This is a genomic window from Ensifer oleiphilus, from assembly GCF_013371465.1.
GTDB classification, from domain to species: Bacteria; Pseudomonadota; Alphaproteobacteria; order Rhizobiales; family Rhizobiaceae; genus Ensifer; species Ensifer oleiphilus.
Genome location: NZ_JABWDU010000001.1, coordinates 1061635 through 1085131 on the forward strand (window position 1 = coordinate 1061635; position 23497 = coordinate 1085131).

At 60.8% G+C, this 23497-nt stretch carries 21 protein-coding genes and 1 tRNA gene; 12 read left to right on the top strand and 10 right to left on the bottom strand.

The features are described 5' to 3' along the window. The first annotated feature begins 72 nt into the window (after positions 1 to 72). The 3 genes from HT585_RS05120 to HT585_RS05130 all read left to right on the top strand — a co-directional run bounded on the left by HT585_RS05120 (position 73) and on the right by HT585_RS05130 (position 2913). Positions 73 to 645 (top strand): CGNR zinc finger domain-containing protein, encoded by a 573-nt coding sequence (locus tag HT585_RS05120; RefSeq protein ID WP_176351891.1) that lies wholly within the window; start codon positions 73 to 75, stop codon positions 643 to 645. Between the two features lie 263 nt (positions 646 to 908). Then, entirely contained in the window at positions 909 to 1907 is a 999-nt protein-coding gene (locus tag HT585_RS05125; protein ID WP_173419392.1) for an ABC transporter substrate-binding protein, read from the top strand. Between the two features lie 118 nt (positions 1908 to 2025). Next, entirely contained in the window at positions 2026 to 2913 is an 888-nt protein-coding gene (locus HT585_RS05130) for an ABC transporter permease (RefSeq protein WP_173419393.1), read from the top strand. A gap of 69 nt (positions 2914 to 2982) precedes the next feature. On the opposite strand, the gene HT585_RS05135 is transcribed toward HT585_RS05130, so the two are convergent. Then, positions 2983 to 3894, bottom strand: a complete 912-nt coding sequence (locus tag HT585_RS05135; protein WP_176351892.1) for a DMT family transporter — start codon at positions 3892 to 3894, stop codon at positions 2983 to 2985. A gap of 150 nt (positions 3895 to 4044) precedes the next feature. Here HT585_RS05135 and HT585_RS05140 point away from each other — a divergent pair, with 150 nt between their 5' ends. Further along, positions 4045 to 4512, top strand: coding sequence for an Lrp/AsnC family transcriptional regulator (locus HT585_RS05140; protein WP_053246850.1), 468 nt, complete (start codon positions 4045 to 4047; stop codon positions 4510 to 4512). A 153-nt stretch (positions 4513 to 4665) separates the two neighbouring features. Next, entirely contained in the window at positions 4666 to 5577 is a 912-nt protein-coding gene (locus HT585_RS05145; protein WP_176351893.1) for a diacylglycerol/lipid kinase family protein, read from the top strand. Positions 5578 to 5783: 206 nt separating this feature from the next. Here HT585_RS05145 and HT585_RS05150 read toward each other — a convergent pair whose 3' ends face one another. The 5 genes from HT585_RS05150 to HT585_RS05170 form a co-directional block, all read right to left on the bottom strand. After that, a complete protein-coding gene (locus HT585_RS05150) occupies positions 5784 to 7286 on the bottom strand; it encodes an AMP nucleosidase (RefSeq protein WP_176351894.1) in 1503 nt (500 codons plus the stop codon). 77 nt (positions 7287 to 7363) lie between these two features. Then, complete coding sequence (locus HT585_RS05155; protein WP_176351895.1) at positions 7364 to 7684, bottom strand: YnfA family protein; 321 nt, start codon at positions 7682 to 7684, stop codon at positions 7364 to 7366. A gap of 93 nt (positions 7685 to 7777) precedes the next feature. Further along, entirely contained in the window at positions 7778 to 7954 is a 177-nt protein-coding gene (locus HT585_RS05160) for a hypothetical protein (RefSeq protein WP_176351062.1), read from the bottom strand. Positions 7955 to 7967: 13 nt separating this feature from the next. Continuing rightward, positions 7968 to 8141 carry a hypothetical protein gene (locus HT585_RS05165; protein WP_115420674.1) on the bottom strand — a complete coding sequence of 58 codons (174 nt, stop codon included), beginning with the start codon at positions 8139 to 8141 and terminating at the stop codon, positions 7968 to 7970. Between the two features lie 390 nt (positions 8142 to 8531). Then, a complete protein-coding gene (locus HT585_RS05170) occupies positions 8532 to 8873 on the bottom strand; it encodes a DUF2147 domain-containing protein (protein ID WP_176351896.1) in 342 nt (113 codons plus the stop codon). A gap of 594 nt (positions 8874 to 9467) precedes the next feature. Here HT585_RS05170 and HT585_RS05175 point away from each other — a divergent pair. Continuing rightward, positions 9468 to 9734 carry a sel1 repeat family protein gene (locus tag HT585_RS05175; RefSeq protein ID WP_065787316.1) on the top strand — a complete coding sequence of 89 codons (267 nt, stop codon included), beginning with the start codon at positions 9468 to 9470 and terminating at the stop codon, positions 9732 to 9734. Between the two features lie 66 nt (positions 9735 to 9800). Here HT585_RS05175 and HT585_RS05180 read toward each other — a convergent pair whose 3' ends face one another. The 3 genes from HT585_RS05180 to HT585_RS05190 form a co-directional block, all read right to left on the bottom strand. Beyond that, the gene (locus HT585_RS05180) at positions 9801 to 10925 is read right to left on the bottom strand and encodes a pyridoxal phosphate-dependent aminotransferase (RefSeq protein WP_176351897.1); all 1125 of its coding nucleotides are present in this window, start codon (positions 10923 to 10925) and stop codon (positions 9801 to 9803) included. A 237-nt stretch (positions 10926 to 11162) separates the two neighbouring features. Beyond that, on the bottom strand, positions 11163 to 11537 hold the full coding sequence (locus tag HT585_RS05185) for a PilZ domain-containing protein (RefSeq protein ID WP_176351898.1): 375 nt from the start codon (positions 11535 to 11537) through the stop codon (positions 11163 to 11165). Between the two features lie 202 nt (positions 11538 to 11739). Continuing rightward, entirely contained in the window at positions 11740 to 12096 is a 357-nt protein-coding gene (locus HT585_RS05190) for a hypothetical protein (protein ID WP_176351899.1), read from the bottom strand. A gap of 317 nt (positions 12097 to 12413) precedes the next feature. Here HT585_RS05190 and HT585_RS05195 point away from each other — a divergent pair, with 317 nt between their 5' ends. From HT585_RS05195 to HT585_RS05220, 6 genes are all read left to right on the top strand, one after another. Beyond that, a complete protein-coding gene (locus HT585_RS05195; RefSeq protein ID WP_176351900.1) occupies positions 12414 to 14633 on the top strand; it encodes a caspase family protein in 2220 nt (739 codons plus the stop codon). Positions 14634 to 14838: 205 nt separating this feature from the next. Beyond that, a tRNA-Ser gene (locus tag HT585_RS05200) sits at positions 14839 to 14928 on the top strand. Positions 14929 to 15600: 672 nt separating this feature from the next. Then, positions 15601 to 15861 (top strand): YMGG-like glycine zipper-containing protein, encoded by a 261-nt coding sequence (locus tag HT585_RS05205; protein WP_173419408.1) that lies wholly within the window; start codon positions 15601 to 15603, stop codon positions 15859 to 15861. Positions 15862 to 16187: 326 nt separating this feature from the next. Next, on the top strand, positions 16188 to 17735 hold the full coding sequence (locus HT585_RS05210; RefSeq protein WP_176351901.1) for an AbgT family transporter: 1548 nt from the start codon (positions 16188 to 16190) through the stop codon (positions 17733 to 17735). 53 nt (positions 17736 to 17788) lie between these two features. Then, positions 17789 to 18991 carry a M20/M25/M40 family metallo-hydrolase gene (locus HT585_RS05215; protein WP_425513715.1) on the top strand — a complete coding sequence of 401 codons (1203 nt, stop codon included), beginning with the start codon at positions 17789 to 17791 and terminating at the stop codon, positions 18989 to 18991. A gap of 203 nt (positions 18992 to 19194) precedes the next feature. After that, on the top strand, positions 19195 to 21030 hold the full coding sequence (locus tag HT585_RS05220) for an SLC13 family permease (protein ID WP_176351903.1): 1836 nt from the start codon (positions 19195 to 19197) through the stop codon (positions 21028 to 21030). A gap of 247 nt (positions 21031 to 21277) precedes the next feature. On the opposite strand, the gene HT585_RS05225 is transcribed toward HT585_RS05220, so the two are convergent. Next, positions 21278 to 23002: a hypothetical protein gene (locus tag HT585_RS05225; RefSeq protein WP_176351904.1), complete on the bottom strand. Its 1725-nt coding sequence runs from the start codon at positions 23000 to 23002 to the stop codon at positions 21278 to 21280. Between the last annotated feature and the right edge of the window lie 495 nt (positions 23003 to 23497).

Here is a 23497-nt window from a genome sequence, read left to right on the forward strand (position 1 = left end):
TATGCATTAGAATTGCGCCGGAAAAACTAATGTGTCAATGTCGAAATCACGCATTATGTGAATGGACTTGAGATGGAAACGACCCCTTTCGTTGGAGAACCCCTGGCGCTGGACCTCGTCAACACGCGTCCGTTGATGGGGGAGCAGCGCGTGGACTTGATCGGCAATACGCAAGGGCTTGCCGGGTGGCTGCGGCAGCAGGCCGGGCGGTTGCCGAAGTCCTTGCCCGTCGGATTCGACCAGTTCGGTGCGGAGCAATTGGAGCCCGTTCATGCTGTACGTGACCATGTGGCCTCGGCAATACGGCACCTGATGGAAGGTCGGGATGTGCCGGCCGGCGATATCGCCGGACTTAACACGGCAATGCGCTCGGCATCGGTCACCCGGCAGCTCGAATGGGGCGATGCACCTGCTGTGGTCAGCGAAAGGGCGGGGTCGCCGGGTGTTCAGCTCGCGGGATTCCTGGCGGAGGATGCAGCCCTGTTGCTGGCGGGGCCGGATACCAGGCTCATCCGCAAATGCGAGGCCGATGACTGCGTCATGCTGTTCATCGGCAACAATGCCCGTCGACGCTGGTGCTCGGCCGCCCGCTGCGGCAACCGCGTCCGCGTCTCGCGCTACTACAAGCGCAGCAAGTCGTCCTGATCGGACGTGGTCTTTCCTTCCCCCATGCGCCGGCAACGGCGGGAACATTAGGAAAGGCAATCGTTGACGCAAATGGGAAAGTCCTTGCCGGAAAGACCCGATAGCCTGGAGGTGTCGTTGTCGTGCCAAGCGCGTCGACGGATCTGCAGGCCATTCGGTCCCTGTTGTTTTTGCGTTGGACCGGAGCCTGTTGACACGCGGCCGATCACTGCGGTGAGATCGGTCGTCCGACGGGACGTACCGCCAGAACAGAGGGAACAGAAATGAACAAGCTTCTTGCAACGACTTGCCTGGCCGCCGGCCTTCTTGGCCTTGCCGGCACGGCCTCGGCAGCCGAATGCGGCGACGTGACGATCGCCAACATGAACTGGCAGAGCGCCGAGGTTCTGGCGAGTGTCGACAAGATCATTCTGACGGAAGGCTATGGCTGCAACGCCGAGCTTGTCGTCGGCGATACCGTGCCGACGATCACCTCGATGATCGAAAAGGGCCAGCCCGACATTGCGCCGGAAGGCTGGGTGGATCTGCTGCCTGATGTTGTCAATCGCGGCCTTGAAGAAGGCAAGCTGGTCGGTGCCGCCGTGGCGCTTTCCGATGGCGCGGTGCAGGGCTGGTGGGTGCCGAAATATGTCGTCGACGCCAACCCCGATATCAAGACGATCGACGATGTGTTGAAGCACAAGGATCTCTTCCCGGATCCGGAAGACGCCAGCAAGGGCGCCGTCTTCAATGGCCCGCAAGGATGGGGCGGCACGGTTGTCACGACCCAGCTCTACAAGGCCTATGGCGGCGAGGCGGCCGGCTTCACGCTGGTCGATACCGGCTCGGCTGCGGGCCTCGATGGCTCGATTGCCAAGGCCTACGAGCGCAAGCAGGGTTGGGTCGGTTACTACTGGGCACCGACGGCACTTCTCGGCAAGTACGAGATGGTGAAGCTCGGCCACGGCGTTGAGGCTGATGCTGCAGAATGGAAACGCTGCAACACGGTTGCCGATTGCCCGGATCCGAAGAAGAACGACTGGCCGAAGGACAAGGTCCAGACGCTGGTAACCAAGACCTTTGCCGATCGCGCCGGTCCGGCCATGGACTACTTGAACAAGCGCGCCTGGACCAACGACACTGTCAATAAGCTGATGGCCTGGATGACCGACAATCAGGCAAGCGGCGAGGAAGGTGCGAAGCACTTCCTCCAGGAAAACCCTGATATCTGGACCACCTGGGTCTCCCCGGACATTGCCGAGAAGGTCAAGGCCGCGCTTTGATTGCCATCGACTGATTAAATCGGGCGGCTCACTGTTCCGTGCGCCGCCCTTTGGTTGATGGTTGGTGGACGCAAAACAAAAACAAGGTCGCCACCGTGGAAGAGTGAAGGGGAATGAAATGGAATGGTTGACCCAATTTCCACATATGGATGACGACCGCCTGCGGGCATTGAAAAAGGCGATCGACGAGGGGTTTCGCACCTTCACGCGCGCCTATGGCGACGGCATTGAAGCGTTCTTCGAGCCGTTACAGTTCTTTCTGATCCAGTCGGAGCGCTTCATGACGCGCACACCCTGGCCGATCATCATCCTGCTGATTGCTGCTCTCGCCTGGTTTGCCAGCCGGAACTGGAAGATCGTCGCTGGCTGCGTCGGCACGCTGCTGCTCATCGGCTATTTCGACATGTGGGACGATACGATGAAGACGATCTCGATGATCTTCGTCTGTACCGTGCTGTCGATCGCCATCGGCATACCGCTCGGCATTGTCATGTCGCGCTCTGACCGCGTCCAGAATGTGGTCAATCCGATCCTCGACGTGATGCAGACCATGCCGAGCTTCGTCTATCTGATCCCGGTGGTCATGTTGCTCGGCATCGGAAAGGTGCCGGGGCTGATCGCGGTGGTAATCTATGCGATCCCGCCGATGATCCGGTTGACCAACCTCGGCATCCGCCTCGTCGACAAGGATGTGCTGGAGGCGGCTGATGCCTTCGGCTCTTCCGGCTGGCAGAAACTGAAGAACGTGCAGATGCCGCTGGCATTGCCGACAATCATGGCCGGCATCAACCAGACCATCATGATGGCTCTGGCCATGGTGGTCATCGCTTCGATGATCGGGGTTCAGGGGCTTGGGCAGCCGGTGCTGAAGGCGATCGCCAACCAGTATTTCACGCTCGGCATTTTCAACGGCCTGGCCATCGTCGGCATCGCGATCATCTTCGACCGCGTCAGCCAGGCCTACGGCCACCGGCTTCAGAAGCATCGCGAGATCGTTCACGGCTGAAAATGACGGCGCCAACAAACAAAATGGCCCGGAAGCTGTCGCTTCCGGGCCATTTTTCGTTCCGCCCTTTTACGGCTTGCGCGGTGAAAGGATGCCGGTCGAGAGCGCGACGCCGGCTGCCGTGATGATCGCGGCAACGATCTCGAATGGGCCGATCTCTTCGCCGAGAAGGACGGCGCCGCCGATCATCGCCAGCACCGGGGTCAGCGCGGTGAAGGCGGCGGCCTGGGTTCCGCCGAGGCTGCGGACCGCCACACCATAGGCAAGCATGGCGACGAGGCCCGAGAGAAGGCCCTGGCTGGTGATTTGCAGGGCGATCTCGTTCAATGGAACGCTGGCAAGCGTGCTGCCGAAGATGCCGGCAAGTGCCAAATGAATCAGGAACGACCAGACCGCGATCAGCGCACTCCCTTCGAGCGGGCTGAGGCCGGAGCGCCGGAAGGCGTGGGTATAGATTGCCCAGAGTGTGGCTGCGGCCGGAAGCAGCGCGTAACCGGCCCAGCCGGTGCCGGTGATGCCGGCCAGGCTCCGGGCAAGCAGAAGAGCGACGCCGGCGACGATCGCGGCAAAGCCGACGATACGCATGCGGTCGGGCCGCTCACCGAAGACGGTGATGCCGATCAGCGCCGTTGCCAACGGCATCGAGCCGCCGAGCAGAACGCCGACCGAAGAGGCGGGCGTGGCATGAATGGCAAAGGCTGCGACCTGGAAGAACAGCGCGCCGGAACCCGCGACCATCAGGATCAGCAGAAGCGCCGGCAGCTTGGCCGGTAGAAGACGGGTCTTCAGCCACACCGGTGCGAGTATCAGCGCCGGGATGCCGTAGCGGATAAGGCCAAGGTCTATCGTGCCGAGCGCGGTGCCGGCGGTGTGTCGTGTCGCAAGAATCCACCCGGCCCAGATCAGCACTGTGATGAAGGCACCGGCATAGCCCGTGGCGACGGGTGCGGCGCTGCCGCGATCGAGTGTGAGCGCAACCATCTGATTTTCCTTCCCGAATTGGATGCCCGTAGTTGTCGGGGCTGGGAAGAATATTACTGCCCGGGGGCAGGGCATGTCCTTGCGATTTGTGCTTGGAATGGCCTATTGTGCGCAATCATATGCCAATATGGCCTCAATGGAATGTCGTCTATGCCAAATCTGGATAAATTCGATCTCGCGATTCTCAAGATCCTACAGGAGGATGCGCGGGCAACGAACGTGGAGATTGCCGAACGTGTCAATCTGTCGCCGTCTCCATGCCTGCGGCGCATCCGCAATCTGGAGAAATCTGGAATCCTGCGTGGCTATCGGGCTGATATCGACCGTAAGGAGGTTGGGCTTGGGCTGACCGTTTTCGTGGAGATCAAGGTCGGCCAGCACAGCCGGGAGAATGCCCAGCGCCAGCAGGAAGCACTGCTTGCCATTCCAGAGGTCGTGTCCTGCTTCCTGATTTCAGGAAATGCCGATTTCCTGGCCGAGGTGGTCGTGGAAGACCTCTCGGCCTATGAGACGCTACTGACCGAGACGTTGCTGGCCATGCCCGGCGTGACGGACATTCGCTCCAATTTCGCCATCCGCTCGATCAAGACGGGCGGCCCGCTGAAGCTGCCGGAGTAGGGCTGAAGGCAGGTCGGCGCTGGCGGAGCCGGGCTCCCGTCTCCTGCAGGCGGCAGGTTAAGTTTTTGTAAGGGACTGGAAACGGCGCCGATTGCGCTTATCTCATCGCGGTGGCCGCCCCCGTGTCACGGCAATGGAGCCAGCAAGCCTTTCATGAAACTCAAAGCAATCTTCAATCGGGACGGTGGAACCTTCCGAACGACGGACATGACGGCCTACGGCGATAGGGTTGAGGCGATTTTCCGCGATGCCGGCCACCAGATCGAGATCGCGACGGTCTCGGGTGCCGAGATGCAGGAGGCGCTCGAAAAGACCTGCAGGCGCGACGATCTCGACGCGATCGTCGCTGGCGGCGGCGACGGTACGATTTCCGCAGCCGCCGGTGTCGCCTGGAAAACCGGCATGCCGCTTGGCGTCGTCCCTGCCGGGACGATGAACCTTTTTGCCCGCACGCTGAAATTGCCGCTCGATATCTGGAAGGCGCCGGAGGTTCTGGCGCAGGGCACCATCATCGATGGCGACATCGGCAGCGCCGACGGCCGCGCCTTCGTGCACCAGTTCTCGATGGGGCTGCACGCTCGCATGGTGCGCTACCGTGAGTCGTTCAGCTTTCGATCGCGTCTGGGTAAGATTACGGCCAGCACCCGGGCAGCCGTCGGGGTCATCCTCAATCCGCCGGATTTCGAGATCGAGTTCGACGTGGATGGCCATCATGAAAGCCGCCACGTCTCGGCGGTGTCGGTGTCGAACAATCCGTTCGGACGCGACACACTGATGTATGCCGATGATGTGACGGCCGGCCACCTCGGTTTCTACACCGCGCCGCCTCTAAGTCCGCCCGGCGTTGCCAAGCTGGCGCTCGACGTCCTGCGCGGCAAGTTCCGCGACAACCCTGTCATCACCGAAATGCGCGGCCATGCACTGGATCTGCATTTCCCCAAGGTCGATCGGAAGATCAACTGCGTGATCGATGGTGAGCTTCTGCCGATGGGGCGCGACGTTGCGCTCAGGATCCATCCGGGGGAGCTCAAGCTGCTCGTCGGTGCCGATAGGCCCGGTTCCTAAGCCCGGGTCAGTCCGTGTGATCCCAGGCCAATCGATCGATCCAGGGTTCGGCCGACGCGGCTGAGACAGCCGATGCTGTCGTCGTTCTTGTCCTTGCCGTATGGCGCAGGAGCAATTGGCCAGCGCCAACTCCCACCTGCCATGCCTCGCGTCCGCTGTCGCGGACACGATGCAACTGTGGAGAAAGCCGGAAGCGTCGTTGCCGTTTACTGGAACGACGTCTCGTAAAAGCTTCTGAGCTTGCGGGAATGCAGCTTTTCGGGCGGCATCGAAGCCAGCTTCTGCAGGGCCAGGATACCGATCTTCAGATGCTGGCTGACCTGCGTCCGATAGAACGCCGTGGCCATTCCTGGAAGCTTGAGCTCGCCGTGCAGCGGTTTGTCGGAAACGCAAAGCAGCGTGCCGTAGGGCACCCGGAAGCGGAAACCGTTGGCAGCGATTGTCGCCGATTCCATGTCGAGCGCGATGGCGCGCGCCTGCGACAGACGCTTGACCGGTCCGCGCTGGTCGCGCAGTTCCCAATTGCGATTGTCGATGGTGGCGACGGTGCCGGTGCGCATGATCTGCTTGAGGTCATAGTCGCGGTAGCCGGTGACTTCGGCGACGGCGTCTTGCAGCGCCACCTGAACCTCGGCAAGTGCCGGCAGGGGAATCCAGACCGGCAGGTCGTCGTCCAGCACGTGGTCTTCGCGCATATAGGCATGGGCAAGCACATAATCGCCGAGGCGCTGGCTGTTCCTGAGGCCGGCGCAATGCCCGAGCATCAGCCAGACATGCGGGCGCAACACGGCGATATGGTCCGTGATCGTCTTGGCGTTGGACGGTCCAACGCCGATGTTGACCATGGTGATGCCGCCATGGCCCTTTTTCTTCAGGTGGTAGGCGGGCATCTGCGGCAGACGGGCGAGCGTATAATCCGTTTCGGGCTTGTCGGCGCCGGCAGGCGTGATGATGTTGCCGGGTTCGACGAAGGCCGTATAGCCGTTGCCGCCTTCCGCCATCTGCTGGCGAGCCCAGGCGCAGAACTCGTCGATGTAGAACTGGTAGTTGGTGAACAGCACGAAGTTCTGGAAATGCGTCGCACTCGTTGCCGTGTAGTGGCTGAGGCGGGCCAGCGAATAGTCGATGCGCTGGGCTGTAAACGGTGCCAGCGGCGATGGTTCGCCCGGACCCGGTTCATAGGAGCCGTTGGCGATCTCGTCGTCAGTCGTCGTCAGGTCCGGTGCGTCGAACAGGTCGCGCAGTGGAATATCGATGGAATCGCCGGCCGATGCTTCGACATGTGCGCCTTCCCCAAACGCAAAATGCAGCGGGATCGGGGTCGACGATTCGGACACGGTGACGCCGAGGCCATGATTGCGCATCAGGTGCCCCAGCTGTTCCTTCAGATAGTGCCGGAACAGTTTCGGTCGCGTGATCGTCGTGGTGTAAACGCCCGGCGCGCTGACATATCCGTATGACAGGCGGGAATCGACATGGCCGAAGCTGCTGGTTTCGATGCTGACCTGCGGGTAGCAGGCGCGATAGCGCGTCATCGGAACGCCGTTCTTGCCCAGCCCCTCGAAAGCCTCTGTGAGGAACCGGGTATTGCGATCGTAAAGCGCCTCCAGGCAATCGACCGCGGCCGCCGGATCTTCGAAGAACTGCGGCTCGAACGGGTCGGGTGTAGAGACGGAAAGGACGGAGTGTGAAGAGATTCGCTTGTTCATGTCGCATTATAGGCTGAGGCTTCTGACAAGCAAACGACAAGATGCGGGCATGCACAACCGCGCCAATCAGAACAACTTTAGCGCGGTCCGGCGAGAATGATGGCGCTGCCGACGAGGGCGACGGTCATTCCGGTCAAATCCCAGCGATCGGGCTTGATGCCTTCTGCGAGCCACAGCCATAGAAGCGACGCGGCGATATAGACCCCGCCGTAGGCGGCATAGGCGCGGCCGGCCGCCTCGCTGTCGATCAAGGTCAGCAGCCAGGCAAACAGCGCCAGCGACGCCACGCCCGGGATCAGCCACCAGATCGGCCTGTCGAGTTTCAGCCAGCCCCAGAAGGCGAAGCATCCGGCAATCTCGGCAAGGGCGGCAAGCGAGTAGATGGCATAGGCTGGCATGGAGGGCGGATCCTTTCACGCGTGAAAGGACAGGAAGGCGCTTGGCGATGCAAGAGAGGAAGGCAAAATAAAAGGCGCCGGCGGCGCCTTGGGTCAGCTCATGGATTGACGCTGCAGCGTCACGAAGAGAACGAGGCCGGCGCCTTGCTTGCCGATGCCGAGGCCGTTGGCCTTGCTATAGGCGAGTGCCCCAACCGGCGTCATCAGCAGGCTGGCAAGTGCAAGAACGCGCAGCGAGAGAAAGGCGGAAGTGGAAAGGGCGGCCAGCATGTCGGTCTCTCCGTTAGAGCTTGGCTTGGCAGTATTGCGCCGTATGCGCGGTGCAATCGGTCAGCGAGCCGAGATAGGTGTTGGTGCGGCGACGTTCGGTGTCTGCACTGACCGCGGCGGCAAGGGTCATGGCGAAAACAACCATCAGGAGGCTGATAATGGTGAGGCGCCGAGCAAGAATGTCCATGGTTCTTTCCGTTGGTCTGGAGGCGGTTCAAATCGATTGAGTGGGTTTTCGCACAACCAAACTGAACTCTTGCTGATATCGCCGTTCATCTGGCGTTCATCTTGCGATTGATGTCGCCGTCATTCTCGCGGGTAGGGCGCGGCAAACTCGGTAGTCAGGCAGTGGGTGGCGTTGGGTTGACGGCTCGATGGGCCCGTCCTTGCAAAAACAAAACCCGCCGAAAATCTCGGCGGGCTTGTCGATGATCGGAGGGCATCTGAGGGGCACCCATTTTAGAAGGATCGTTCCTGGAGAATCCCGCTCTTCAATAGATTCACCGAGGGCCGATCGGGTATTCTGGAATTCAAGTACCGGAGCGTGCTTTGTGCGCCCTTCTGAAGGCCCGGCGGTCTAGAGGCGCGACCAGGTCTGCGTTTTGCAGAGAACCTTGAGCACGCATCCCTTCATCTTTAGCGAGTTGCCGTCGACCGCACCGGAACCGCTATAGGTCTTGTCGGTTTCCGGATCGGTGATTTCCCCGGAATAGTTGCCGCCCGTGCCGGTCAGGTTGCCGATCCGCTTGCCGACGAATTTGCCGGTCTTCAACGTGACGCAGTAGGCGCCGCCGCAAGGGGCGATTTCGGCCGTCGCGCCGGTTGCGGTCTTCCAGTTGCCGACGATCGGTTCGGCGGCAGCAGCCGTTCCGGCAACGCCGACAGCGAGAGCCGCTGTCATGATCAAGGTACGTATCATTCATTCCTCCAGATAGAAGTCGCCGGCGCGGTCCGCTTCGCCGGCATCTCTGCACATATCCTCGTTTGAAAGGCAGTCTCCTCACCGCCGCGGGCAAGATAGCTTACGCGTACGTAAAGGTAAACTGGCTTGAACGCACCCATTTATGCTTTTTCTTTGCCGGTTTCCGGCGGAGAAAAATCGAGGAAACACAGCATCTGCGGGTTGGGTCCTTTTTTCGTGGTTACCATTTGGTTGAAATCGGCGGTTGAATATTTCGTAAATTTTTATGCGAATGCGCCGAATTTCCGGCCTTTCGATGTTTAACAAAAACTCAAGTTTACCAAGTGTTTGAACTTTGTTTGTCTCAAATTAATCATGCATTTTAAGCGCGTATTGAAGCCCGTGCCGCATAGTAAGACCCATAAGACGAGCGGAGAAATTCACCCCGCCGAATGACCGAAGATGACGCTGCAAAAGACGGCGCGGTTCGGAAAGGCCCTTAAAGAGGCACGGTCGAACAGGGACCAAAAACAAATGCTGATCTGGAGCATGGTCCGCCTCTAAAGGGCGGGCCGCTTCGGAAAACCAACCAGGCAAAACAGGGACAATAAAATGGCACGCTTTGATATGCAGGTTGCTTCGAATACCGCGATGGGTGGTGAAAACCAGGCGGACGTCTTCTGCGAGATGGGTCTGGCCTATGCGACCGGCCGCGGTCGTCCGGTGGATTTGGTGGCCGCCCACAAATGGCTGAACATCGCCGCCATCAAGGGCTGCGATCGCGCCGTCGATCTGCGCGCCGACCTTTCGATGACCATGAGCAAGGCTGATCTGGCGGCCGCTCTTCGCGCCGCCCGCGAATGGATGACGGTTCACTGAGAAACAGGCGGGGCTTGCGCTCCCCTCCAGCGGCGCCCGCGGGCGAGCAGGCGCCGGATATATGACCTACTGGCCGCCAGCCAGTTTCGCCAGAACGTTCGGCAAGGCTGCCTCCAGCAAATCCATCTCCGCTTGCGGGCCGGTGCTGACGCGAATGCAGCGGTTGAGCGGGGCGACGCCGGGCATGCGGATGAAGATGCCGTGGTCGCTCATCAGCGTGTCGACGATCGCGCGCGCATAGACCGCGTCGCGCCCACAATCGATCGCAACGAAATTCGTTGCCGACACGAGCGGCGACAAGCCGTTGCTTTGGGCGATCTCGGCGATGCGTTCGCGCGAATGCGCAATCCGTGCCGTGACCGTTGCCAGATAATCCCGATCCGCGAGTGCCGCGACTGCCGCCGCAACGCCGATCCTGTTCATCCCGAAATGATTGCGGATCTTGTCGAACGCCTGGGCGGTGCCGGGCGTGGTGACAACATAGCCGACCCGCGAGCCTGCAAGCCCGTAGGCTTTGGAGAAAGTCCGGGTTCTCACGACATTGGGCATGTCGATGAACGCGTCGATCGCCGGCAGAGCTTCGGCCGGCGCCGTCTCGCAATAGGCCTCATCCAGAATGAACAGCGTGGTTTCGGGCAGCGCCTTGGCGAATTCGACGATACGCTCGGCCGGCCACCAGCTTCCCATCGGATTATCGGGGTTGGCAAAGTAGACGAGCGGAGCGTTTTCCTTCTTGACGGCAGCAAGCAAGCCGTCGAGATCCTCGCGATCACCGACATAGGGCACCGTCACCAGCCGCCCGCCGTGACCGACGACGTGGTAGTTGAACGTCGGATAGGCGCCGAACGAGGTGACGACCGGCATGCCGGGTTCGATCACAAGCCGCACGATCTGTCCAAGCAGCCCGTCGATGCCTTCGCCGATCGCAATGTTGGCGGCAGAGACGCCAAGCCGAGTGGCCAGCGCCTGCTTCAGATCATGGTTTTCCGGGTCCGCATATTTCCACGTGCCGGTCGCCGCTTCCCGCATCGCCTGCACGACGCTTTCGGCAGGCCCGAAGCCGCTTTCGTTTGCGCCAATACGGGCCGCAATGGCGCGTCCGCGCTGGCGCTCGATGGCTTCGGGCCCGACAAACGGAATTGTGGAGGGAAGGGATTGGATGAGTGGCGTGAAACGAGTAAAGGCGGACATGCTGGATATAGGGCCCCGTTCGAACAAAGTTCGCGGAACTTACTGCATAATTTCCTAAATCGGAATCGATTTGAGGGCGAAACGATGCCGCAACACAAAGTGGTTGCAGCGCCGTTTGCCCGCCAAGGCAGACACGCAGCTCTGCAACGCACGCTCTGGCGAGGCGGAAGGCCTTGATTAAAAAAGGGCGAGGCAGACTGTGGCGCTTTGACGGGCGACAAGCCGGCAGGGCAAGAGCTAGCGGCGCTTGGGTGCTTTGGCGTTCTGGCCGGTAAAGAATTCCTGGCGGATGATTTCGCGCAGCAGGGTCTGTTCGATCGGCTTGATGAACTGCACCCCGATGCGCTCGCCATTGCGATAGACCTCGGCGCAGCCGATGCGAAGCGACGTGCCGATGATGTGGAGATAATAGTGCTGCGGCAGGCCGATCGTGGTCTGCACGGCAAAGCTGGCGCCGCCGCGGGAGATGTCGATCATCCGACAGGTGCGGACCGACACGCTGCCAAGCCCCGGCTGTACCGTTGTCAGGGTGGCGGCATGGCCGATGGAAAAGCGTTCGTAGCGACGCTCGTAGAACGGCGAGGGCACGCAGGAATACATCGTCTGCTGCATCTGTCATTCTCCGCCTGCGCCGGATCGCGAAATGCGATCATTCGGCCTTAGATCGTGGGCAATTCATTTGTCCACGCTTAATCCTCGCGTGAATGCCGAGGTAAGTCGAGTGCAGTCTCGGTGCAGAAGTTTGCAATCCCCTGAAGGAGATCGATAAAAATCTAACTTCGGTTGTTTTCTTTGAGGGGGAAGGTGGTCGCGCTCAAAAACCGCCGCTTGAAAATTGCATGCGGATCAGTCGGCTGACGAAGTCGGGAGCGAGGAGCATGTTGAAGCGCACGCCGAGCTCAGCGCCGTTGCGGTGAACCTGAGAGCAGCCGATCTCTTCCTTGAATCCGTCAATCTCGAGGAAGAAGTGTTTCGGCACCATCAGCGCGGCATTGAAGTCGAGCATGGCGCCGGCGATCGAAATGTGACGCAGCAGACATTGATATTTGGTCTTTGCCTTGAGGTGCTGGCCAATGATCAGAATTCGGCAGGGACGCTCAATGAAGTAATGTTGATACGTGGTTGCCAGCTGCCCTGGCTTCGCTTCCGCGACGTGCATTTTCATCGACATGGCAAGCTCCGAGAACGCATAGCCTTTCCTTGGCGCAGGCGACGCATCGAGCCCGCCCGGAATCACCCTGCGCAAGAGATGCGGCGTCTGAGTTAAGGTTGCCGACTTGCTTCGACCTTGCGGCGCAGGCCGAAAGACGAGGCTCAAAAAATATGGCGATCGGAGACATTGAAAGCCCTTGGCTCATACGTAATAGTTTCATCAGGGCATGACTGTGGGGCGGTGGCATCGTCCCGAAGTGCCGGCAATGGGGTTGTGCGCCTCCCGTCTCCTGCTCCCGAAGAGCCAGGATGTAAGGCAGCGCCGGAGGGAAGAGCATGATTACGGGGCAACTCTCGCGGTGGCGGTCATTCGTCATTCTTTTCGTGGCCGTGCTGGCCTTTGCGCCGACCGATGTCCTGGCCGCAAAACGCGTCGCCCTGTTGATTGGCAACGAGAAGTATGAGGCGACATCGCAACTCAACAACCCCGCCAATGACGTCGAACTGATGAAGGCTTCATTCGAGGAGGCCGGTTTCGATTCCGTCACCACGGTCCACGATGTCGGGCGCCAGGATATGGTCAAGGCGCTGCGGGATTTCGAAGACCTGGCCACGGGCGCCGATGTGGCGATTGTTTACTATTCCGGCCACGGCATGGAAATGAACGGCCAGAATTTTCTGCTGCCGACCGACGTAAAATTGCAGACGGACAAGGACATAGAGGACGAGGCGGTCGGGCTCGATCGGGTTCAGCGATCGCTCGAGGGCGCGACCAAGCTCAAGTTGGTGATTCTTGACGCCTGTCGCAACAACCCGTTCGAGCAGAGCATGACGCGCTCGATCTCGACGCGCGCAGTTTCGCGAGGTCTCGCGCGAGTTGAACCGGAATCGGCCGACCTCTTGGTCGCTTTTGCCTCCAAGGCCGGCACAGTGGCCCTTGATGGCGAGGGCAAGAACAGCCCCTTTGCCACTGCACTTGCCAAATATCTCACCGAGCCGGGCGTCGACGTGCGCATCGCCTTGGGCAAGGTGCGCGATGAGGTGGTTTCGGTCACCAACCGCGGCCAGGAGCCCTTTGTCTATGGATCGCTCGGTGGCGCGCAAATCTTCCTGAACATAAAGGAAGTCAACATCAGCATCACCAACAACGGCGAGCAGCTCTCGCCGAACAGCCAGTCGGCCGCTGCCGCCGACTGGCAGAATATCCGCGATCTCGCCGACAAGGATCTGATTGCCGCCTTCCTCGCCAAGCATGGATCCGATCCGGTCTACAAGATGCTGGCGGAGAAGAAGCTGAAGCTTCTGACGGAGGCCGAACAGACATCGAGCGTGACGCCTGACGAAATCGCCTGGGACGCCCTGAAGCAATCGACCGATGCCGCAGCACTCACACGGTTCCTTGAGCGCTATCCCGATAGCAAGCACAGGCGGGAAGCGGAGCAGCAGATCGCGGCCCTCGAGCCGCAAAAGGGCCTCAACATCTCGCAGACCGGCAAGGACACGCAGGCCTCGCGCGACTGCTATCTGCTGGCAGGCGAACCGCAGTCCATGCCCGGTTTCGTTGGTGTGAATTTCCTGAAGCTCGATTCGGCCCGTGCCCTGACGGCCTGCGCCCAGGCGGTCAACGAGAACCCCGACGACATGATGCTCGTCAATATGCTGGGACGGGCGCAGGACGCCGGACGCGATTACATTGAGGCGCGCCGCAATTACCAAAAGGCCGCCGACGGCGGCAATATGTATGCGTTGACCAACCTGGCCTGGTTCTCCGTCTACGGCACCGACGGGGCCGTCGATGTCGATCAGGGCAAGCGAATGTTCGAGCAGGCGGCAAAGTCCGGCAATGCCTATGGCCAGGCGTCGCTCGGCTGGCTTTATCGCGAGGGTTACGGCGGCATTGCCCAGGACTACGAGGAAGCGGCAAGGTGGTATCAACTGGCTGCCGACCAAGGCTACGCCAATGCCATGGCGACCGTCGCATGGTTCTATAGAGAGGGGCTTGGCCTGTCGAAGGACCTGGCGCAATCGCTCGCCTGGTACAAGAAGGCAGCCGAAAGCGGCGACGTCAACGCGATGTCGTCACTCGGTTGGGCCTATCAGAACGGGCTTGGCACCGAGCAGAACTATGTGGAAGCCAAGACCTGGTATGAAAAAGCAGCCAATGTCGGTGATTCCTATTCGATGGCGTTGCTCGGCTGGTTCTATGATGTCGGCACCGGCGTCGCCCAGGACTATGCTCAGGCGCGCATATGGTACGAAATGGCAGCGAATGCCGGCAGTGCCTACGCGATGGGAAATCTGAGCCGTCTTTATGACTATGGGCTCGGCACCAAGGCGGATGCGAGGGAGGCTGTGCGCTGGGCGGCGGCCAGCGTCGAGGGTGGTGATCCGGCCAAGCTTCAGGAATTGAAGTCCCAGCCGAGCAATTTCACACCTGCCTTCCGCAAGGAAATGCAGGCGCTGTTGAAAGACCGCGGCTTTTACAGCGGTCCCGTCGATGGGGACTTTGGAGCGGCGACGCTCGATGCGATCGACAGGCTCTCTCGGAAGTCATGAATTGATCCCCGGCAGCAGGTCCCTGATCCTGATCAGGTCACCGCTCGCGTTGCCCGCGTCGGTGGGGCGCTGCCGGCGAAGAGGCGTCTCTTCAGGCCGTGACGAGGTCCATTCTTCGGGTGCCCACATGAAAATTCGCTCATTTCCCGGAAACCGACAAAAAAATCTTGCATTGCCCGCGGTCTGACACTAGTCAGGCGCTAACGGAGAGGTGGCCGAGTGGTCGAAGGCGCTCCCCTGCTAAGGGAGTATACCCGGAAGGGTATCGAGGGTTCGAATCCCTTCTTCTCCGCCACTGTTCTTTTGGGTCACAGATGACCCCAATTTCCCCCGCCTTTGCAGAGCTTTAAAATAGTCCCTAATGAAAGGGCTTGTTGTCGCTGTGACCCAGTCGTGTGACCCGGAAATGTTTTGGGACACATTCGGCTAAGATTCCAGAAGACGATAAAGGCTGTTGGCCAGATGTCTGCCCTTCCGAGTCAGCCGCTCGAGACCGCGTGCATTGAACACACCACCCAGTCGCGCACGATCTGCGGGGTCACACTGCCCGATCGGGCGGCATCTGAGCGTGAACCGCCGCATGGATCGAGGCAAGCGCAAAGAGCCGACGAGCTTGGCTGGCATCCTTGTCTGTCGTGCCAAAAGACGCAGCCTCTGCCCATCAAAGTCCGCCCGTAACGAAACCGCTGAACCCATCGCAAACCTCCCGTTTGCATCATCGGTTCAGATTCACCGGCATTTGCGAGCCCCGTCAGTCAACAGCAGTGAGGATTGGTATTACGCGCCAATTCCTTCAGTATCTGCAGTCCGTTAGCTCTGTGGTGCAGCCAAGAGATTTGAACTCAGAGCGTAGTTTTGGGATTCTATGCCGATCACAGGCGGTGTTGAGCGACATAATGCTTTAGTGATGGCGTGTATGGCTTCTGCCGCGACCTTCAGATCTGTGGGCGTTACATAGGGGAGTGTGATGAAGAAGTTGCTGCTGTGCATTTTGGCAGGTTTGGCGCTTGCTGGCTGTTCATCGACTCAACAGGGTGCCGGTATCGGTGCAGCAACCGGTGCAGTCGTTGGTGGTGCTGTGAGAAACGACGTCCGTGGTGCGGCCGTCGGCGCCGCAATCGGTGGCGTGTCAGGGGCGATCATAGGAAATGTGGCTGGCCAGCCGGGCCAATGCCGGTTCCAAGATCGTAATACCGGCCGTGTATATGTTGCGCCCTGCCCACGTTGAACCGGCGTGTCGCGATGACGATCAATCGTGCTCCGCGGCTGCGGAGCACACTTCGAGGATCGTTCAAACCGGTTCTGTGACGCGGGCTCTTCCCGCGCGGCTCCTGTCGTCGGCTTCCCTGAAAAGTGATTGGTGCGGAATGATGGCCTTCAGGCCGGGGAGCCTAGCCGGGCGTTCCGGATAAGACATCAGGTCGGCGGCCGCGGCTGTCGGGCTGGGGTGCATGCCAAATCGGTGTCCAACCACCGCCAAGAGAGCACGCGACCCGAAATGCTAGATTCCAGCGTCCTCTCGGGACGCGCCCTTTGGCTCAACGGAGGCACGATATGGCCACTGCCAATGCCGCATCAAAGACCACGATGCAGAGATTTCTCGACGCCGTCGAGAAGGTGGGCAACATGGTTCCCCACCCTGTGGTCATCTTCCTCATTCTCATCGGCATTGTCATCGTCCTTTCGGCCGTGCTCGGCGCTTTCGGAGCGGCGGTCACCTACGAGCGCATCAACCCGGATACGCACGAAATCGAACAGGCATCGACGGCGATCCGCAGCTTGCTGAATGTGGAAGGCATCCGCTTTCTCTACTCCTCGCTCATTCCCAATTTCATGAGCTTCACCGCCGTGGGGCTGATGATTGCAGCCATGATCGGCGCGGGCGTCGCCGAGGAATCCGGTCTGGTCACCGCGCTGATCCGCAAGCTCGTCATTGTCTCGCCGCGGTGGGCGCTGACCTATATTCTGGCCTTCGTCGGCATCCTTGCCAGCATCGCGGCTGACGCCGGCTATCTGGTGCTGATACCGCTTGCCGGCGTTGCCTATCTGGCTGTCGGTCGACATCCGCTTGCAGGCCTTGCGCTCGGCTTTGCCGCCGTGGCCGGCGCCTTCACGGTTAACATGCTGATCAAGCCTCTCGATGCCGTCCTCGTCGAATTCACCAACGATGCGGCTCATCTCGTCGATCCCAATCGGTCGATCGGCCTGGCATCCAATCTTTGGTTCTCAATCGCTTCGGTGGTGTTCCTGACGGTCGTGATCGCTTTCATCACTGATCGGATCATCGCGCCGCGGCTGGGAGAGTATAATCCTGAAGCCGCCGAAGGCGGTGTTCAAAACCAGGGGGCGACGCTCTCCGAGCAGGAATCGCGCGGCCTGCGGTTTGCTCTTTACGGGCTCCTCGCCCTCCTTGCGGTGTTCCTCCTTCTGACCATCCCAAGCGGCGCGCCGCTGCGCAATCCCACCACCGGCGAACTCATCGGCAATTCACCGTTCATGAACGGTCTGATTGCCCTGATCATGCTGATCTTTCTGGTGACAGGATGGACCTACGGCATCGGTGCCGGAACGATGCGAACCTTGGCGGAGGTGATTGCGGCGATCGAGAAATCGATCAAGAACATGGGCGGAACCATCTTCCTCTTCTTCGTTCTCAGCCAGTTCGTTGCCTATTTCACCTACACCAACATCGGCACGGTCATGGCATTGAGCCTGTCGGGCGCCCTGCAGGCTGCCAATATCGGGCCGCTGCCGCTCTTGATCGGCTTCATCGTCGTGGTCGCGATCATCGACCTGCTGCTGACAGGGGCGATTGCAAAATGGGCAATCTTCGCTCCCGTCTTTGTGCCGCTGTTGATGAAGCTCGGCGTTGAGCCGGAAGCCGTGCTTGCCGCCTATCGCGTCGGCGACTCTCCGATGAACGCCATCACCCCGCTCAACGCCTATTTCGCGCTCGTTGTCGGTTTCGCCCAGAAGTATGACAAGTCTGCCGGTGTGGGCACGATCGTCTCGATGATGCTCCCCTATGTCGTGCTGATGTTCGTGCTTTGGACGGGCCTCTTTGCGGTCTGGAAGGCACTTGGCCTGCCGTGGGGCCTGTAAGGGGGCTTCGGAAAGTCTGATCGAAACACTATGCAAACAATCGGATGGATATCATGAGCAACATCTCAATTCCTCTCGACGTCGCCGCAGCGGAAGAACATCTGATGCGATTCCTCTCGGTAGAGGGCGTTACCGGACAGGAAAAGAACATCGGTCTGGCTGTGTGTGACGCCCTGAAGAAAATCGGGGTGCCGGAGTCTGCCATTCGCTTCGATGACGTCAACAAGCGCATTCCGCTGCCGACCGAAACGGGCAATCTGATCGTTGATATTCCGGGAACACGGCCCGGACCACGGCTGCTCTTTTCCACGCACCTCGACACGGTGCCGCTTTGTGCCGGCGCCAAGCCGCGGCGTGAGGGTGACCGCATCGTATCTGACGGCACAACCGCGCTCGGCGGCGACGCCCGCACCGGCGTTGCCCTTCTTGTGGTTGTTGCGGAGACATTGATCAAGCACAAGCTGCCGCATCCACCGATCACCCTGCTGTTCACCGTGCGTGAAGAGAGCGGGCTCCATGGTGCAAGGGAACTCAACCCCGCTGATCTCAATGGCGCGGTCATGTGCATCAACGTCGATGGCCAATCGGCTTCGGATCTGATCGTGGGTGCGGTCGGGCAGGAGAATTGGGAAGTCGAGATCACGGGCAGGGCGTCGCATGCGGGCGTTGCGCCGGAGAAGGGTATCTCGGCGACGCTGGTCGGAGCGATGGCGCTCGCCGAGGCGAAGCGCAACGGTTGGTTCGGCAAGGTGGTCAAGCCGGACGGCCGAGGCACGAGCAACATCGGCATCTTCGGCGGCAAGAACGACAAGCCTGCCGGCGACGCCACCAACGTCGTCACCGACTATGCTTTCCTCAAGGGCGAGGCGCGCAGCCCCGAAGCTGCTTTCGCGACGAAAATCGCCAACGGCTATAAGGAAGCCTTCACGAAGGCGCAGAGCGAGGTGACGGACGACAAGGGCGACACGGCCGAGGTGAAATTCAGCCACAAGCCGTCTTACCCGCCGTTCGAACTGGGTAAGGACACACCCATTGTAAAGCGCGCGACCAAGGCGATGGGAATCCTCGGCATCGAGCCGGTTTACGTCTTTTCCAATGGCGGCCTGGACGCCAATTGGCTCGACAAGCACGGCGTGCCGACAATCACGATCGGTGCCGGCCAGGCCGAGATTCATACCATCAAGGAGTACGTCAATCTCAAGGAGTACGAGAAAGGCTGCCGCTTGGGTATCCTTATGGCGACCTTGGATGACTAGCTGTTTCGATGGGCTGTTCGCCTGTGGACGAGGGCGCCCTGCGGCCGATCCTTGACCTGACAGTCATCACGGCCACGTCAGGTTCGGAGGCAGATGGCTTCTCGAGGCGAACTCCCCGGACGCATTGCGTATGTCGACGTTGCGTGGTCAGCGCGGCTGTGTGGTTTGGACGGCCCGAAGGGGCCAAATGAGGAGCGGAGCGATTGAGCCCGATAGCATACACCGCCACCATCATCGCCGTTGCCGTCGTTCTGTTCGTCTGGAACAAGCTACCGGTTGTCTTCGTGGCGATGCTGACCGCATTGGCGCTGTGGGCGACTGGCGTTCTCACACTTGGTCAGGCGCTTGGCGGATTTGGTGATCCGGCCGTCATCTTTATCGCATCGCTCTTCGTCGTCAGCTCGGGGCTAGAGGTCACCGGTGTGACGGCCTGGGCCGGGCAACTGCTGATCCGCGGCGCCGGCGAAGAAAGCCGTACGCGCCTCCTGCTACTGACCATGGTGCTCGTCTCGCTTCTCACTGCGCTTATCAGCGTCAACGGTGCCGTCGCGGCGCTTCTGCCCGTGGTGGTCGTCATCGCTGTCCGCCTTCGGCGGAATTCCTCGCAGTTGCTCATGCCGCTCGTCTTTGCGGCGCACGCCGGCTCCATGCTCGCGCTGACGGGAACGCCGGTAAACGTGCTGGTGTCGGAAGCGGCCATCGATGCGGAAGGGCGTGGTTTCAGCTTCTTCGAGTTCGCCCTTGTGGGCGTTCCGCTTCTGGCCGGGACGATGGCGATTATCGTGCTTTTCGGAAAGCAGCTTCTGCCCGAGCGCAACGGTGCAACCATGCCTGCCGACTTCAGTCAGCATGCCAAGACGCTCGTCGAGCAATATGGCCTGGCGAGCGGTATCTATCAGATGCGGGTGCGCGCAAGCTCGCCCTTCGTGGGCGCATCATCGTCCGGGATTGATCTTTCTGCCTACCCAGGACTGCAACTCGTTGCCGTTCAGGAGGGCGAAACGGCCGGTCCGATCAGGCGGGAGCAACTGGCCGAGGGGGATCATCTCCTTGTACGCGGCGAGGCTGAAAGTGCGGCCGTATTCGCCGCCGAGATGCATCTCGCCTTTCGCGACGAGAAGGTGGCAGGTCAAGGCGAGGAAACGCTCTTCAATCGCAGTTCGGGCCTGGCTGAAGTCGTCATCCCGCCACGCTCGGGGCTCATTGGCGAAACGGTCTTTCCGGGCATGGTTACCGACAGCGGCGACTTGATCGTTCTGGCGGTGCAGCGCGCCGGGGCGCAAATCGCAGCCGGAAGCGCGACCAAGGATGCAGGCGGCATGGTGCTGCAGGCCGGTGACACGATGCTTCTGCAGGGAACCTGGAAGGCGCTCGACGTTCACCTGGATGATCCGGACGTGCTGGTGGTCAATTCGCCGGAGCTCGTCCGCCGTCAAGCTGTTCCGATGGGACCGGGCGCACGCCAGGCGGTCATCATCCTGTTCGCTATGGTTCTGCTTCTCGCGACGGGCCTTGTGCCGCCCGCAGTGGCCGGCCTGCTCGCCGCCGGTGCGATCATCTTGTCGGGGATCATGAGTGTCGAGCAATCCTATCGCGCTGTCGGCTGGACGACTGTGATCCTCGTTGGCGCGATGATGCCGCTGTCCACTGCCATGGTGCAAACGGGAGCAGCAAAACTGATGGCCGAGCATTTGGTCAACCTCGTCGGGGATGCCGGCCCTATCGCACTGCTCGCCGGCTTGTTCGTCCTGACGGCGATCATGGGACAATTGATCAGCAACACCGCAACCGCACTAATCGTTATCCCGATCGGCGTGGCGGCAGCGACGGCCATGGGCATTTCCCCGCGTCCGGTGCTCATGAGCACCGCTGTCGCGGCCGCCGGCGCGTTTCTCACTCCCATTGCAACGCCGACCAACCTGATGGTGATGGGGCCGGGTGGTTATGCCTTCACCGATTATTGGAAGCTCGGATTGCCTCTGCTGATCTGGTTCTTCGTCGTTTCCGTCTTCATCGTACCGTTGATCTGGCGCTTCTGATCTTCGGGGGAGCAACCTCGGGCGACTGATCTGCCGTTCGCTCGCTGCAGCCCGCTTGAGTTACCGTCGCTGTTTCAGGGACAGAACATGCCGCAATCAAAGCGCTGCCGCGCCCTTTGCGCATCCAGAAAGGCGCGCGGCGCTGCAGCAGGACGGGGGGTGTTCGCCGCCCGTCTTGTTCGGCTCGAGAGCGGCGAGCGGCGTCGGCCTGAAGCGGGCCGCATCGATCCGCTTGCCCGCGATCAGCCTATTTCGATTTGACCAGCCCTGAGAACCCGGCCACGGCCAGAAGGCTCAAGGCCCAGCCTATGACCGATTGGAAAAAGTAGTATCTCAAGGTGAATGTGCCTGTCGGCTTCAACGAGTTCGCTCGCCAGAATTCCTTTTGTCCGATCGACAGCACCGGCAGGAGAACATCCAGCGAATACATTGTCGGATTGAATTCCGGGTAGCTGGCAGCTTCCGGCTGCTTGCGAAAACAGGAGAGCTGGTTCTCCCCGGCATCCGCACGTCCGGCCAGGACCTGTGCACTTGACGGCATATAGCGGCTTTCGCTCCGCTCGATATCGCACATTGTCCATTCAGGCGACCGCAGGATAACCGGACTGTTCGGTTTCATCGCGCCATTCTGGAAGGCGACAGCAAACACGCCCGTGCCGATCGCCCAGAAAAGCGTAAGCCAGACGAGTGCCAGCAGTGGCTGGCGCCCATAGCGGAGTGTTCCTGCCAGTATGGCGTCTATGGTGGCCAGCATGGCGCGCAACACCGGACTTCGGGTGCGTGCCCGGCGCGCGCGCCGTTGCAGGCGCTCCTTGGTGATCAGAACGGCGCGGGCCTCCTCGTCATGGCCCATCTCTCGCAGCACCATTGAAAGCTGCTCGTACGGCTGCGGCCAGAAATCCGCCTTCCATCGATCCGGGGTTTGCCGTGACAGCCAGTCGAGCCGACTTGCCGCATCGACTGGGCCGCCGATGAAGGCGCCGTATTGGCAACGGTTCAGCAACAGATCACCGCGCTGCGGCCAGCTTGCCTGTTCGTCGTCGATCGCTCCCATCGTCGTGGCCGTCAGGTCGAGCGTACCGACAACGGACGCGTTCTGCCGCAGGAAGAACGCGCCAGCGATCGTCGTGCGGTTGAGGCTCAAGGCATAGCCGCCGGGCTGCGAGAGCGACGTCGCGGTGCAATCGACGTCTCCACCGAAGCGGGCGCCCAGCACGCGAACTTCACCGATGATGGTGGCGCCTCGAAGGGCAAGGTCGCCCCCTGCCACGATCCCGTCGCCGTTCAAGGCAATTTCGCCGGGGCGCTCGATGTTAGCCCCCATCGCGTTGACGTCGCCGTCGAGGCGAGCCGCCGAAAGGTTGATCCCGCCGCGCACATTCGCGCCGCGCAGGAGAATGCCGCCTCGGGTTTCCAGTCCACCAGCGTCAAGCGCGATTCCTGAAGATCCCGAAATCGACGCGCCGTCCGCCTCGATGTTGCCGCCGATGCGCGCGCCCGGGATCCGGATTTCGCCGGTTATCGTTGCGCTGCGCAGGGAGAGGCAGCCACGTGCTTCGAGCCGCTCGGCCTGCAATCCAGGCAGGGCCGAGCCATCCAGGAACAGGTTGTCGATGATGGCGGAGCGCAGCACCGGGGATGCTTCGAAGTGGCAATCCTTAAGACCGATGTCGCGGGGAATTCGGCATCCCTCGAGGTCGAGAATGCCGGTGATCCAGGCTCCGCTCAACCGCAGCCCCTTCTCGTGCAGACGCAGGCCGTCCTTGCCAAGAATGAGCAGTCGCAGAAGATCCGCGCGCACGATCCGCTCGGGGTCCTCCCGCTCCGGCCGCAAGCCGTCACCCAGCCTGTCGAAGTCGCCGAGCTGCAGGTGCGCAACGACCTTGGCTTCGGCTGCGCTAAGGGGATGGAAACTGGCAGCGGTCGGGGCGACGGGAACGGCAGAAGCATTCTCCGGGGCTTTTTCGTTCATGAGCCTCGCATCCGTGTTGCGCAACCTGTGGAGGCTTGCCGCTCGGTCGGCCGACGCGAGCCCGCTTGTGGCATTCGCTCCGGCTGGCAGGCAGTCATGACGCGTCTGTTCATGCGATCGTTTCCTCCGCCATGGCGCTTGCCCTATCCCCTATCACCTATCCCTACCGGATCCCGGGCGCGGTCTTGCCGTAACGCAGACCGCATCGATGCAGGCGATGCGAACCGCAGTTGTCCCGAACAGGCCCTCCAACGCAGCGGGCTGCGACGACCGAACCATTTGATCGCGCGGCGCGTTGCCGGTTCGCTGCTGGTATTGTCAGCGATTGATTTCCCCGTTTTGAGGGCGGGTCAAGAGGTGTTGGCTGCCGCAGGCGACCTTGGGTGTCGAAAAGCGCAAGGATGCGGCGGCGTATCGGACCAGAAGCAAAGTTTCTGGATTCAGTGCCGATCACAGTTCGACCCAGGCGATGCTAAGCTACCGAAATAATGCATC